The sequence below is a fragment of the Saccharothrix deserti genome (assembly GCF_009769385.1).
Classification (GTDB): domain Bacteria; phylum Actinomycetota; class Actinomycetes; order Mycobacteriales; family Pseudonocardiaceae; genus Actinosynnema; species Actinosynnema deserti.
The window spans coordinates 47,243-60,722 of the sequence record NZ_VKAB01000023.1 but is presented as its reverse complement, the minus strand read 5'-3'; the positions used below and the strand labels follow the sequence as shown (position 1 = coordinate 60,722).

Annotated in this window: 13 protein-coding genes; 5 read left to right on the top strand and 8 right to left on the bottom strand. The window is 70.2% G+C overall.

The genetic code is table 11. The annotated features are described in order from the left end of the window. The first annotated feature begins 161 nt into the window (after positions 1-161). Positions 162-1,265, top strand: coding sequence for a serine hydrolase domain-containing protein (locus FM051_RS31705; protein WP_158849824.1), 1,104 nt, complete (start codon positions 162-164; stop codon positions 1,263-1,265). A 43-nt stretch (positions 1,266-1,308) separates the two neighbouring features. Here the strand turns inward: FM051_RS31705 and FM051_RS31700 are convergent, their stop codons facing one another. The 3 genes from FM051_RS31700 to FM051_RS31690 form a co-directional block, all read right to left on the bottom strand. Beyond that, a complete protein-coding gene (locus FM051_RS31700) occupies positions 1,309-2,460 on the bottom strand; it encodes a Fic family protein (protein WP_158849822.1) in 1,152 nt (383 codons plus the stop codon). A 251-nt stretch (positions 2,461-2,711) separates the two neighbouring features. Then, positions 2,712-3,167 carry a heme-degrading domain-containing protein gene (locus FM051_RS31695; protein ID WP_158849820.1) on the bottom strand — a complete coding sequence of 152 codons (456 nt, stop codon included), beginning with the start codon at positions 3,165-3,167 and terminating at the stop codon, positions 2,712-2,714. Further along, a complete protein-coding gene (locus FM051_RS31690) occupies positions 3,164-4,183 on the bottom strand; it encodes a Gfo/Idh/MocA family protein (protein ID WP_158849818.1) in 1,020 nt (339 codons plus the stop codon). The genes FM051_RS31695 and FM051_RS31690 overlap by 4 nt, the downstream gene beginning before the upstream one ends. A 53-nt stretch (positions 4,184-4,236) precedes the next feature. Here FM051_RS31690 and FM051_RS31685 point away from each other — a divergent pair, with 53 nt between their 5' ends. Together FM051_RS31685 and FM051_RS31680 are read left to right on the top strand one after the other, a co-directional pair. Then, a complete protein-coding gene (locus FM051_RS31685) occupies positions 4,237-5,277 on the top strand; it encodes an ROK family transcriptional regulator (RefSeq protein ID WP_158849816.1) in 1,041 nt (346 codons plus the stop codon). Positions 5,278-5,332: 55 nt separating this feature from the next. Continuing rightward, positions 5,333-6,082: a PP2C family protein-serine/threonine phosphatase gene (locus FM051_RS31680; protein ID WP_158849814.1), complete on the top strand. Its 750-nt coding sequence runs from the start codon at positions 5,333-5,335 to the stop codon at positions 6,080-6,082. Positions 6,083-6,088: 6 nt separating this feature from the next. On the opposite strand, the gene FM051_RS31675 is transcribed toward FM051_RS31680, so the two are convergent. Further along, positions 6,089-6,766, bottom strand: a complete 678-nt coding sequence (locus FM051_RS31675) for an ArsR/SmtB family transcription factor (RefSeq protein ID WP_238412796.1) — start codon at positions 6,764-6,766, stop codon at positions 6,089-6,091. 65 nt (positions 6,767-6,831) lie between these two features. On the opposite strand from FM051_RS31675, the gene FM051_RS31670 reads away from it, so the two are divergent. Continuing rightward, positions 6,832-8,127 carry an isocitrate lyase/PEP mutase family protein gene (locus FM051_RS31670; RefSeq protein WP_158849810.1) on the top strand — a complete coding sequence of 432 codons (1,296 nt, stop codon included), beginning with the start codon at positions 6,832-6,834 and terminating at the stop codon, positions 8,125-8,127. 1 nt (position 8,128) lies between these two features. Here FM051_RS31670 and FM051_RS31665 read toward each other — a convergent pair whose 3' ends face one another. From FM051_RS31665 to FM051_RS31650, 4 genes are all read right to left on the bottom strand, one after another. Continuing rightward, complete coding sequence (locus tag FM051_RS31665) at positions 8,129-9,961, bottom strand: cellulase family glycosylhydrolase (RefSeq protein ID WP_158849808.1); 1,833 nt, start codon at positions 9,959-9,961, stop codon at positions 8,129-8,131. A gap of 120 nt (positions 9,962-10,081) precedes the next feature. Further along, positions 10,082-11,041 (bottom strand): PDR/VanB family oxidoreductase, encoded by a 960-nt coding sequence (locus tag FM051_RS31660; protein ID WP_158849806.1) that lies wholly within the window; start codon positions 11,039-11,041, stop codon positions 10,082-10,084. Positions 11,042-11,062: 21 nt separating this feature from the next. Further along, complete coding sequence (locus FM051_RS31655) at positions 11,063-11,362, bottom strand: hypothetical protein (RefSeq protein WP_158849804.1); 300 nt, start codon at positions 11,360-11,362, stop codon at positions 11,063-11,065. After that, positions 11,359-12,432, bottom strand: a complete 1,074-nt coding sequence (locus tag FM051_RS31650; protein ID WP_158849802.1) for an aromatic ring-hydroxylating dioxygenase subunit alpha — start codon at positions 12,430-12,432, stop codon at positions 11,359-11,361. The genes FM051_RS31655 and FM051_RS31650 overlap by 4 nt, the downstream gene beginning before the upstream one ends. 134 nt (positions 12,433-12,566) lie before the next feature. On the opposite strand from FM051_RS31650, the gene FM051_RS31645 reads away from it, so the two are divergent. Continuing rightward, positions 12,567-13,433, top strand: coding sequence for a PaaX family transcriptional regulator (locus FM051_RS31645; protein ID WP_238412795.1), 867 nt, complete (start codon positions 12,567-12,569; stop codon positions 13,431-13,433). The last annotated feature ends 47 nt before the right edge of the window (positions 13,434-13,480 follow it).

Sequence of the window (13,480 nt, the reverse complement as noted above, 5' to 3'; positions counted from 1 at the left end):
CGGCCTAGGGTCTGAACCCTCGGAACCGATTCCGCGGCGGCGGGCGGCCACTAAGGGTGGATGAGCCTAAAGTCTGATCGCCTCTCAGACCAGGGTCCGACGTATGGACGTCGCCGCACGGCCAGACTCGGAGTCCTCACGTCGAGAGGGAGGAAACGTTGATGGGCAAGAGGGGGATCGCCCTCGCCGCCGTAGTGGGGTTGGCGGCGCTGGGGCTCACCGGCACGGCCGTGGCCGAGCCGGTGGTGGAGCAGGGCCGGATCGACCGGCAGGTCGTCCAGCGGGCGTTGGACGAGATGGCGCGCACCGGCGCGCAAGGGGTGCAGGTCCGGGTCACCGACGGGCGGCACCAGTTCACCGCCCGCAGCGGCACGGCGCGGGTCGACTCGCCGCAGCCCGTGCCTACCGACGGCCGGTTCCGGGCCGGCAGCATCACCAAGACGTTCGTGTCGACCGTCGTGCTCCAGTTGGTCGGCGAGGGGAAGGTGGAGCTCGACGCGCCGGTGCAGCGGTACCTGCCGGGCCTGCTGCCGGACGGCGACAAGATCACCGTGCGGCACGTGCTCCAGCACACCAGCGGCCTGTACAACTACACGTCCGCGCTGCCGCTCGACCCGGCCGGCTTCGAGACGATCCGGTACAAGACGTGGACGCCGGCCGAGCTGGTCGCGCTGGCCACCGCGAAGCCGTTGTACTTCCCGCCCGGCACGGACTGGCGCTACTCGAACACGAACTACGTCGTCGCCGGGATGCTGGTCGAGAAGGTCACCGGAAGGCCGTACGAGGCGGCCGTCAAGCAACGCGTCCTGCGCCCGTTGGGTCTGGGCGCGACGTCCGTGCCCGGCGTCCGAACCGGCATCCCCGGCCCGCACGCACACGGCTACTACCGGGCGAACGGGCAGGTCGTGGACGTCACCGAGTTCAACCCGTCGGTCGCGTACGCGGCGGGCGAGATGATCTCCACGACAGCCGACCTGGACCGGTTCGTGGACGCGCTGCTGGACGGCCGCCTGCTGCGTCCGGCGCAGCAGGCGGAGCTGACGTCCGTGCTGCCCAACACGCGTGGCTACGCCTTGGGCATCGAGGCGACCGAACTGCCGTGCGGCGTGACGGTCTGGGGGCACGGCGGCAGCACCCCCGGCTACAGCAGCCTGGTGGTGAGCACAGCGGACACGAAAACCCGCCTGGTGGCGTCCCTGACGTCCGCCCCGGACCCGGGCGACATCGCCGGCTACAACGAGATGCTGAACGAGGTGTTCTGCTGACCTTGGTTTCAGGGTCGGTGAGTGCTCCCGGCTTCGGGCGCCCTCACCGACTCGCGCCGTTGACCACGTCGAGGATCCGGTTGGCCAGGAACCGGCGCACCCGCCCGGACCGCTCCAGTTCGACCACCATGCCCTCTTCGAGCAGCTTCTCCACGTTGACGGTGGCGGCGCGGTGCGTCACACCCAGCACCTCCTGGACCGTGCCGATGGTGAGGGCGGGTGTCTCGAACAGTGCGTCCACCAGCTTGGGCAACAGGCTGGAGGAGCGGACACCGGTCACCCGTTCCCGGTATTCGTCCCGCAACCGCTGCAGTTCGTTCGCGCGGCGCAGGACGTCCTTCGCCTGCATCGCGACGACCTGGAGGAAGAACTCGATCCACGCCTCCCAAGCGCCGTTCGTCGAGACGGCTTGGAGACGTGCGTAGTAGTCCTGGCGCCTGGGCTCGATGTAGGCGGAGAAGTCGAGCATCGGGCCAGGGAGCAGGCCCCACTTCACCAGCAGCAGTGACACGAGCAGCCTGCCGACCCGACCGTTGCCGTCGCGGAACGGGTGGATCGCCTCGAACTGGTAGTGCAGGCACGCGATCTCGACCAAGGGAGGAAGTTCGTGGGCGCCCCTGAGGTGGTTTTCGAACGCTTCCAGGCAGTCGCGCAAGCGCTCCGGTGGAGGCGGCACGTACGACGCGTGGTCGATCGGGTCACCCGGTGAGCCGATCCAGTTCTGGGAGTCGCGGAAACGACCCGGGTCGGCCGTTTCGCCGCGCACGCCGGTGAGCAGGATCCGGTGCGCTTCCCGCAGGCTGAACAGGCTCACGGGTGCGGACTCGGCGTCGATGAGCAGGTAGTCCATCGCCGAGACGTAGTTCGCGACTTCCCGGACGTCGCCGTCCGAGCGGTCCGAGCGGTCGATCTCGAACAGGACCAGGTCGGACAGGGTCGCCTGGGTGCCTTCGATCCGGCTGGACAACACCGCTTCCCGGCGGAGCAGGGCGCGGGTGAACAGGTGTGGGCTGGGCAGTGTCCGCCCGACCCCGGCCAGTTCGCCGAGAGCCCGGTCCGCGGCCGAGAGCTTGCGCACCAAGTCGCCGTCGAACCGCACGACAGGCGGCAGCGGCGGCGGCAGGAAGGCGTCGAAACCTTCCAGCGACCGCACCACGTGGTCGCGTTGGGGTGGTGAGAACCGGTCGCGGAACACTGCTACTGAACTCCGAACGTTCGGCCGTTAATGATACCTGGAGATAGGTTAGGTAGCATAACGGGTCGGCAATGCGAGTTCGGTAGCACTGGGCTCTGAAGGCGGTGAGGGGCTTCCCAGGGATGGGGTGGGAAGCCCCTCACGCCGGTCCGACGACACGTCCGGGGGGAAGACGGCGTCGGGGGGAGGGCGCGGCTGGGCGGACAGCCGTATGCGCCCGTGGTCAGTTGTCCGTGGTCAGGCGCCCGTGATCAGGCCAGGAACTTCTCCAGCTGCTCCACCACGAAAGCGTGGTCCTCGGCTTGGGGCAGGCCGGACACCCCGACGGTGCCCACCATCCCGACGCCGGCCACGCTCACGGGGAACACGCCGCCGTGCGCCGCATAGCGGTCCGGGTCCAGACGGGAGTCCACTTCGAACGTCTTGCCGCTCGCGCGGAAGTTCTCGCCGACCCGGTACGAGCTCTGCGCGTACCGGTCCACCACCCGGCTCTTCCGGTCGATCCACTCGTCGTTGTCCGCCGACGTCCCCGGCAGGGCGGCGTGGAACAGGCGTTGCTGCCCGCGCCGCACCGAGATCGTCACCGGCAACGACCGGTCCCGCGCGGCCTCCAGCAGGAACGCGCCCAGCGCCAGCGCCACCTCGTTGTCGAACGACGTGAACACCAGCCGGGACTCCTGCTCGACCAACGTCTCCAGCAAGCTCACAGCGACACCACCTGTCCGGTCCGGGCGGAGGTGAACGCCGCCTCGATCACTTCCAACGCGTACACCGCGGACTCCGGTTCGACCGGCAGCGGGCCGTCGCCTGCCAGGGCGGCGACCAGCAGTCGGTAGAACTCGGAGTAGGCACCGGGCAGGCCGACGACCTCCTGGACGTCGGTCAACAACCCCAACTCGCCGGATGTCGACAAATCGTCAAAGGGTTTGCCGGAGGACAGGGCGTCCTCCTGGCGGTCCAAGCCGTGCGAAACGTATGCGCCGGTCGTGCCGAGCACGCGGAACCGAGGTCCGTGGTGCGGCGCGGCGGAGCCGGCCCACAGGTGCGAGCGGACCCCGTTCAGGTGGGTCAACGCCACGAAGACGTCGTCGTCCACCTCGACGCCGGGCCGCCGCAGGTCCAGTTCCGCGTACACCGAGGACACCGGCCCGAACAGCTCCAACGCCTGGTCGACGAGGTGCGCGCCCAAGTCGTACAGCAGCCCGCCCGCCTCCTCGGCGGCACCGAACTCGCGCCAGTTGTCCCACACCTCCGGCACCCACCGCTCGAACCGCGACTCGAACCGCGTCACCGCGCCCAGCGCGCCGTCGGCCACGAGCGACCGGATCGTGCGGAAGTCGCTGTCCCACCGCCGGTTCTGGAACACCGTCACCGGCACGCTCCGGTACCGCGCCGCCTGGAGCACCCGACGGGCGTCGGCGGACGTCGGCGCGAACGGCTTGTCCACCACGACCGGCAGACCGGCCTCGATCGCGGCCAGCGCCAGCGGCACGTGCGTGCGGTTCGGGGTGGCGACCACGACCAGGTCCAGGTCGAGCGCGAACAGCTCCTCGGCCGTGTGCGGCAGGTCGACGCCGGGGTGGGCGGCCAGAGCCTGCTCGCGTCGCACCGGATCGGCGGTGACGACGGCGCTCAGCTCCAAGCCGCTGGTGGCGGCTATCAGCGGTGCGTGGAACACACGGCCGGCGATGCCGTAGCCGAGCAGTCCGGTGCGGAGACCCATGGGCCGATTAAAGCAACGGCGTGTAGTAACTGGCTAGGTGCGATGATGTAGTTGTGGCCAACTTGCGCTTCCTGCGGGGGTACAACGACGCGGTAGTGCTGGGCTTGGCCCGGTCGGGCGCGGTCACGAGGGTCGAACTGGCCGATCGCAGCGGCCTCACCCCGCAAGCGGTGTCCAAGGTGGTGAGCCGGCTCATCGGCGACGGCCTGCTGGTCGAGTCCGGCACCCGCAACGTCGGCGTCGGCAAGCCGCGCACCCTGCTCAAGCTCGTCGCGGACAGCAGGCTCGCGCTCGGCGCCCAGGTCGAGCGGGACGAACTGCGCGTCGTGCTCACCGACCTCGCGGGCACCGTGCTGGACCGCGCCGTCGCGCCGCTGCCGCGCGACTTCGACCCGCCGACGTTCGTGGAGGAGCTGAACCGACTGGTCGACGGTCTGCGCAGCGACCGGCTCCTCGGGGTGGGCATCGGGTTCGTCGGACCGCTCGACCACCGCACCGGCGTGGTGCACTACCCGACCGGTCTGACCGCCTGGCACGACGTGCCGCTGCGCGCGTTGGCCGAACAACGGCTGGGCCTGCCGGTCGTGCTCGACAAGGACACCAACACGGCGGTCGTCGCCGAGGCGTGGCGGCGCGGCGAGGAACTGCGCGACGCGGTGCTCGTGCTCGTCGGCACCGGCCTGGGCGTGGGGATGCTGCTCGACGGTCGCGTGCACCGGGGCGTGCGGACCAACGCGGGCGAGTACGGGCACACCACGATCCAGCTCGACGGCCCGCCCTGCGTCTGCGGCCGCAGCGGGTGCATCGAGGCGCTGCACAACCTCGCCGCCGCACGGGGTGACCTGGTCGAGGCGACGTCCATAGTGGGCGTGGCCGTGGCCGATCTGGTGCAGTTGCTCGACATCGACCACGTGGTGCTGGCCGGCCGCGCGGTGCTCGCCGAACCCACCGCCTACCTCGACGGTGTGCGTGCCCGGCTGCCCAAGGACGAGTGGCTGCCGGTGGACGTGTCGATCACCCCGCTGGGTGACGACGTGGTCGCGGCGGGTGCCGCCATGCTCCTCCTGAGCGAGTTCTACGGCCGCCCCAGGTGACCGGATTGGACATGCACTGCTCACGGGCACCCGTGCGGGTGATTCACTGTGCGACATGTATGCGCTCCGGTACGCCGTCGGCACCGACCCCGGCCTGCGCCGTGAAGCGAACGAGGACTCCGTGTACTTCAGCGAACGCCTGTTCGCCGTCGCCGACGGCATGGGCGGACACGCGTACGGCGAAGTGGCGAGTTCGATCGCGGTGGCGGTGCTGGCCGACCTCGACGTGGAGGCCGACGACCCACTCGGTGAACTGTCCGGCGCGGCACGGGAGATCGCCATCCGGCTGACCGACCTGGCCGAGGAGAACTTCGACATGCGCGGCATGGGCACCACGCTCACCGCGCTGCTCTGGGACGGTGAGCGGTTCGCGGTCGGGCACATCGGCGACTCGCGCTGCTACCTCGTCCGCGAGGGCGAGCTGACCCAGATCACCAGGGACCACACCATGGTCCAGGCGTTGGTGGACGACGGTCGGATGGCCGCCGAACAGGCCGCCGAGCACCCCGGCCGGTCCATGCTCATGCGCGCGCTCCAGGCGGGCAGCGCGCACGACCCGGACCTGTTCTTCCAGGACGTCGAGGCGGGCGACCGGTACCTGATCTGCTCGGACGGGCTGTCGGACGTGATCGGCGCGGCGGACATCGCCGGGCTGCTGGCGGCTTCCTCGGACGGTGACGAGACCGTGCGCGCGTTGATCGAGGCGGCCAATGCGGGTGGCGGGCCGGACAACATCACGTGCGTGGTGGTCGACGTGCTGCCGACGGGGAACTCCTCGTGGCTGCCGTCGTGGCTGACGAGCTGAGACGTCCTAGGGCGCGGAAACGCCGAGCAGGTCGCGCAGTGCCGCTTCGCCGGTCGGGGTGAGGCGGACGGCGCGTCCCGTGCCGATCTTCCGCACCCAGTCCCGGGCGTGGAGGTGGGAGCACACGTGCGCGCCCGCCGTGCCCGCCAGGTGGGAGCGGCGTTCGGTCCAGTCCAGGCACGCCTTGGCGAGCGGGCGGCGGGTGCCGGGTGGCGTGAACGCCAGTTCGTCCTTGAGCCACGTGAGGCCGTCGTCGGTGACGGTGAGGCCGTCGGTGAGCAGGCCGCGTGCCGTCATGGCGTCGGTGATGGCCACGCCCAGGCGGCCGGCCAGGTGGTCGTAGCACGTGCGGCCTCGGCGGAGGGCCTGGTTGGCGGCGGACGCGCTGAGGGTGGGTTTCGGCGGTTCGGTGGGACCCAGGTAGCCGAGCAGGTCTTCGAGCAGCCGGGCTTGTTTGGCACCTGCGAGTTGGACGTAGCGGTGGCGGCCTTGGCGGCGTTCGACGAGGAGGCCGCCGTGGACGAGGCGGGTCAGGTGCTCGCTGGCCGTCGAGGGTGCGACTTCGGCGGCGTCGGCCAGTTCGCCGGCCGTCCACGCCTTGCCGTCCATGAGGGCGAGCAGGAACCGGGCGCGGCTGCGGTCGGCCAGGAGCGCGGCCAGGTTCGCCAGTTCGTCGGCTGCCATGTCGGCCATTGTGCGCGTTCGACGGTTCGGCGTGCGCCGAAGTTTTTCGGGCTTACGTTCGCTCCATGACTTCCGAGGAGTTGCTGCTCAACGAGGCTTACGTCGTGACGCCGGTGCCGTTGGCGGAGTCCGGGGTGGCGTGGCTGCGGGCCGGTGTGGCGCGGTTCAGCGAGGGGGTGGACCACTCGCGGCGGCGGGCGTTCGTCGAGCGGACTCTGTCCACTGTGGATCTTGCGTCGTTGCGGCGGGCGGGGGCGCCGGTGGCGGTGTTGGCGGAGGCGTTGGGGCTGTCCCGGTCGGTCGCGTCGGATGTGGCGGTGGTGGCTCGGTGTTACCAGCCGCACGTCGAAGTGACGCGTGAGGCCGATGAGGCGGTGGCACGGCTGGTCGCCGCTTGTGGCGGGGTGTGGGACGAGGAGACGGCCAACCGGATCGGGTTGCTGGTGCAGGCGTGTGACGCGACGCGGGCGTTGATCGCCGGGGTCGAGCCGCCGGTGCCGGTGACGCGGCGGGTCGCGCCTGACGGTGCGGTGGTCGAGGTGGATCTGCGTGACGCTTGGTTCGGGGCCGGGCGGCACTCGTGTCCGGGGCGGGCGCACGCGTTGGCGTTGGTGGAGGGGGCGCGGGCGTTCCACCGGATGCACGACGGGTTCCTGGTGCTGCCGAACGCTTGGGACTTCGCGTCGGCGGCGGCTTTGGTGCGGGCCGGGTTCGCGGCCGTCGGCACGACGAGCCTGGGTGTGGCGGCGGCGCACGGGATTCCGGACGCGGCGGGGGCGGCGCGTGCGGAGACGGTGGCGTTGGCCCGGATGTTGGTGCGGCTGCCCGTGCCGGTGACGGTGGACGTCGAGGCCGGGTTCGGTGGTGATGTGCGTTCGTTGGCGGCGGAGCTGTGGGAGCTGGGCGTTGCGGGGGTGAACGTCGAGGACGGGCGTGGTGAGGGGTTGGCCGATCCCGTGGAGCAGGCGGGGATCGTGCGGGCGTTCAAGGAAGCCGCGCCCGGCATGTTCGTCAACGCCCGCGTCGACACGCACTGGCTAGGCGTAGACCGGGAATCAACGATCCCCCGCGCCCTCACCTACGTGGACGCAGGCGCCGACGGCATCTTCGTCCCCGGCCTCAAGGACGAGCAGGGGATCGCCGCCGTGGTAGCCGCCGTCCCCGTGCCCCTGAACGTGCTGGCACAGCTGGACGTCCGGATCTTGGAAGACCTGGGCGTCCGACGTGTCAGCACCGGCTCGCTGCTCTTCCGCGCCGCGCTGGGGGAGGCCGTCCGAACCGCCGAAGCCGTTCGGGACGGCGCTCCCACGCCCACCAACGTCCCGACCTACGAGGAAATTCAGTCCCTGACGGGTGTGTGAGCTACTGGGGGAAGGTGGCTGTCGCCCATGCGGCCAGCTCGGCTTGGGCGGCGGCCGGCGATCCCGTTGACGGGTTGTTGGTCACCAGGGCGAAGTGCAGGCCCGGGGTTTGGGTGGACAGGAGCAGGCGGTTCACGCCGGGGGTGCCGGGTTCCGGCGCCACGGACACGCGTTGGGTGCCGGTGTAGGCGGGGAGGCCGGTGACGGTGGCCAGGTCGCTCACGACCGTGGTGGACGCGGGGGCGAAGGTCGACGGCAGGTGCAGTTCGGTCGGGGCGGCGACGCCGTTGGAACGCCACACGAGAACGCCGAACTGTCCCGTGCCGACCAGAGCTCGCACGGCGGGCATCGTGTCGGGGATCTTGTTCCACGACAGCACGGTGCTGCCGTCCCTGGCACGGTCCTCGTAGGTGAACGCGGCGGTCTTGCCCGCGACGGCACGCGGGAACAGCCGGTCGACCACGCGGCTCTCCACCGTGAGCACGGGGTTCCCGCTGTCATCGAGGCGCACGGCCGAGAAGTGCTCGTCGTTCATCGCGTCGCCCTCGGTGCGCACCTTGTCCGGGTTGTCGTTCATCAACTCGTGGTGCCGTCCGTAGTTCACGTCCCAGTGCCACTGGCTGCCCGACAGCACCGGACCGGACCGGGCCGCGCCGGCCCACCACTGCGCCCCGGACAGCCGGGAGTCCAGCGCCTGGTACATCGCCTTCAGCACGGTCGGGTTCTTGTCCGACGTGAAGCCCGCGACCGGGTGCCCGAACTCGGACACGATCCCCGTCGTGCCGAGCGCGCTCGCACGATCGCGAATCCGGCCGAACGCGGTCGTGTACTCGCCGTCGCCGGCCTTGCCCGGCTTCAGCACACCGGACTGCGCGGCGCCGTCGTAGAAGTGCGAGTTGAACACGTACCGGCTGCCCAACGCGGGCACGGCGGGGAACCCGCCCGGTTCGGCGAAGAAGTCCACGTTCTGGTTCCAGAACACCAGCGGCTCGATGAGCGCGGGCTTGTCGGCCCAGCCCGCCTCGTCCATCCGCTGCCGGAACTGCTGGTAGAACGGCCAGAGCAGGTCACGTTCCCAAGCGACGCTGTCCTGCCCCTGGTCGTACCGCCCGGCGTAGGGCTCGTTGAGCGGGTTGACGCCGAGCACCAGCCGGAACGCCTGGGCGGACAGCCGCGACTTCACGTGCCGCATCGCCTCGCCCGCCTGGTAGTGGAACTCGTCGCGGATGCGGATCGGCCCGGCCGAGGTGGTGACCTCGCGGTTGTGCCAGAAGTCGTACACGGCGGCGGTGACCGCGTTGTTGTTCTTCATGTTCTGGCCCCAGTGCGCGCAGAGCCCGCAGGACTCCTTCGGGTAGCCGCCCGCGCGCACGACCCACTCCGGCGCACCGTCGCCGGTGTACCAGCTGTCGCGGTTGAAGATGTACCGCGAGTACAGGTCCTGGTGGAAGTCGACGTAGACCCGGATGCCCTGGTCGGTGAACGCGCTGATCTGCTCGGTCACCCGGTCCAGGTAGGCGTGGTCGATCCGGCGCGGTTCGGGCTCGACCCACGCCCACGTGACCAGGAAGCGCACCGCGTTGGCCCCGGTCAGCTTGCGCATCGCGACCGCGGACGACCGGGCGTCCGCCGTGCTGGCGAACGGCAGACCCCGGTGCTCGGCGAGCTTGGCGGTGCCGGAGACGTTGAACCCGCGCAGCACCACCTCGCGCCCGTGCTGGTCGCGGAACGCCCCGTCGGCGACCACCAGCGTGGTGTCGTCGAACGGCAGACCGTCCGCGGCCGCGACGCTGGGTGTCGCCAATGACATCAACAGCAGCACGAGCACGAGCATCGATCGCTTCACCGAACGGCCGCCCTTCACTCACCAAGAAGATGAAGACGTTTCACGTTAAGCGTAGCGGATCAAGCGAGTCGCACAAGTGCCGCAAATGGCGTCAGTGCCGTCGGCGTGTCAGAGGTCGAGCACCAATCGCGGGCCGCACGACCTCGACACGCAGATCATCATCACGTCGCAGGCGGCCTTCTCCTCGTCGTTGAGCAGGGAGTCCCGGTGGTCGGGGGTGCCCTCCAGCACGCCGGTCTCGCACGTGCCGCAGGTGCCCTCCTGGCACGAGGACAGCACGGTGATCCCAGCTTCCTCGATGGTGTGCAGGATCGACTTGTCCTCGGGCACGACCAGCGTCCGGCCCGACAGCGCCAGCTCCACCTCGAACGACGTCCGCTCGCCGCTGTCGGCGTCGGCCTTGGGCGTGAAGCGCTCGACGTGGGCGCGACCGGGTGGGAGACGCTGCTCGACGGCGGTGAGCAGCGGCTCCGGCCCGCAGCAGTAGACCGGGACGTCCGGGTCCTGCGCCACGAAGGAGTCCAGGTCCAACAGTCCCGTCTCGTCCTGCGGCGCGATGATCACCCGGTCGCCGTACCGCTCGCGCAGCTCCGCGACGAAGGCCATCGACGAACGCGTCCGCCCGCCGTACAGCAGCTGCCAGTCCGCCCCTTGCTCGTGGACGGCGGCCAGCATCGGCAGGATCGGCGTGATCCCGATGCCACCCGCGACGAACTGGTAGCGCCGCGCCTCCACCAGCGGGAAGTTGTTGCGCGGCCCGCGGATGCGCACGGTGCTGCCCGCCGCGAGCTGTTCGTGCACGTGCCGGGAGCCGCCGCGGCCCTCCGGCTCGTGGAGCACCGCCACCTCGAACACCGAACGGTCCGCCGGGTCGCCGCACAGCGAGTACTGCCGGACGAGGTCGGGCCCGAGCACGAGGTCGAGGTGGGCGCCGGGCTCCCAGGCGGGCAACGGCTCGCCGTCGGGGTGGCGCAGGGTCAGCCGCACCACGCCGTCGGCCACGCTCTCCTTGCGCTCAAGCAGGACGTCGAGTTCCACCACGGTACGAGGCTCGGTGAACGCGGTCATCCGGACTCCTGTTCGGATTGTTCAGGACTGGGCGCCGACGGGCTGCCGGTCGACAACGGGCTCGCGAGCGGCAGGCGGCTGGTCGGCGGGAAGCTGGTCGGCGGGAGGTTGGTCGGCCGCGGACGGGTCGACCGGAGGCTGGTCGGTGGACGGCGGTTCGTGGCCGTCCGGGTGGGCCAGCAGCCACTCCCACAGCTCCACCGGGTCCTCCGAGTCGTGCTCCGCGCCGCAGTGGCACACGCCGATCAGCACGTCCGTCCCCAGTTCCCAGTGGATCCGGTAGACGGTGTCGCCGCGCAGCATCGCGGCCCGGTCACTCATGCCTTGGCCGCCTTGGCCGCCTTGGCCGCCTTGACCGGCTCGTCGGACTCGGCCGCCATGCGCTTGAGGATGCGCCGCGCCGCCAGACCACCGGTGTCGATGTTGATCGACAGCTCCTGGTAGTCCTCCGGCTCCTTCTGGATCACCTGCTCGAGGATGTCCAGCGCGACGACGTCCTGCATCACCACCGTGCGGTTGTTCTCCCGCAGGAAGTCCGACACCTCCTGGTCGCCCAGGGCGAAGTCCCGCGCCACGGCCCAGAAGTCGTGCGTGCTGTGCTCGGTCTCCGGGGTGATCGCGTAGACGACCTCGACGTGGAAGGCGTCCGGGTCCGAGCCGTCCTCGTTGGGCAGCACGCCGACCGGCGCGATCCGGCTGTGCAGGATGTACAGGCACGGCGGGTGGTACTCGATGTCCTGCCACCGGGTGATCCGGCCCTCGATGCCGGTGGACTTGGAGTAGAACGGCGGGCACGCGGCGTCGGCCATGTGCCGGCTCACGTAGATGATCTTGTTGTCCTCGTCGACCTCGGTGGTGATCGGGGTGTTCGCCACCTCCGGCGTGCCGATGTAGCCACCGTGCAGGTAGGTCTCGTGCGACAGGTCCATCAGGTTGTCGACCAGCAGCTCGTACCGGGCGGCCAGCGGTTCCATCCCGCACACCGTGGTGTAGTCGGGGTCGGCCAGCCAGGGCGCCCGGGGGATCAGCGCCTCGTCGGCCCGGTCGCGGTCGCCGATCCACACCCAGACGAACGAGTCCTGCTCGACCACCGGGTACGACGCCACCCGCGCGGTCCGTGGGATCCGCGCCTGTCCCGGCACGAACACGCAGGTGCCGGCCTTGTCGTAGGTGAAGCCGTGGTAGCCGCAGACGATCGTGTCGCCTTCGAGCCTGCTCTCCGACAACGGGTAGCGCCGGTGCACGCACCGGTCGGCCAGCGCCACGACCTCGCCCGTTTCCTCACTGCGGTAGAACACCAGCGGTTCGCCGAGGATCGTCCTGCCGAACAGCTCGCGCCCGATCTCGTGGCCGTAGGCCGCCACGTACCACTGGTTGCGTGCGAACGTCATGACTCTGTTACCTCCAGGTGTGGCGAGGTGCGGTAGTTGTCGAAGTTAGGCTGATATGTGTCGGCCGTCAAGAATGTGCCTAACATCCTCGTCGAGGGAGGACGCCCGTGAACGCCTCGGGTTACGCTCGCACCGTGACCTCGCACGACGATCCGCCGGCCAGGGGTGGTGAGCAGGAAGCATCGGTCCGGCCCCAGTCGCTGATGCTCAGCTTCCTGGGCGTTCACGTGCTCAACCGCGGCATCGCGGTCTTCTCCGGCAGCGTCATCGACGTGTTCGCCCGGATCGGCGTCTCCGAGGAAGCGGTCCGCTCGACGTTGACCCGCATGGTCAAGCGGGATCTGCTGGTCAGGCACCGCAACGGCAGGCGGATGTACTTCGGGCTGACCGCGCGTTCGGCGGCCGTCCTGGACGACGGCGAGCACCGGGTCTGGCACAGCGGTGCGGTCAACAACGACTGGGACGGCACCTGGACCATGGTGGGATTCTCCCTGCCCGAGTCCTGGCGCAGCCAGCGACACGACCTCCGCTCGCGTCTCATCTGGGGCGGATTCGGTCCGCTGCAGAACGGGCTGTGGGTCGCCCCCGGCGCGGTGGACGTGCCCAACCTGGTCGACGACCTCGACCTGAACGACTACCTCAACGTGTTCACCGCGCACGCGACCAAGCCGACCGAGGCCGACCAGATCGTGCACGCCGCGTTCGACGTGTCCGCGATCGCGGAGCGCTACCACGCGTTCCTGCGCCGCTGGGACGGCGACCGCCCGTTGCCCGACGCCCCGGACGACCTGGCCAGACAACTGCTGCTGCACACCGAGTGGCTGCAGCTCGTCCGGCAGGACCCCCGCCTGCCCGCCGAGCACCTGCCGGAGGACTGGCCGGCGATCCGCGCCGAGCAGGTCTTCCGCGGTCTGGCCGAGGCCTACCGGGAGCCGGCCCGGTCGATCGCGGAGTCGGTCCTGGACACCATCCCGATCGACGGCCCGCCGACCGACTCATGACGGCTGCGGGCGGCCGACGGGCCGCTGCCGCGTCGCTTCATGAAGAA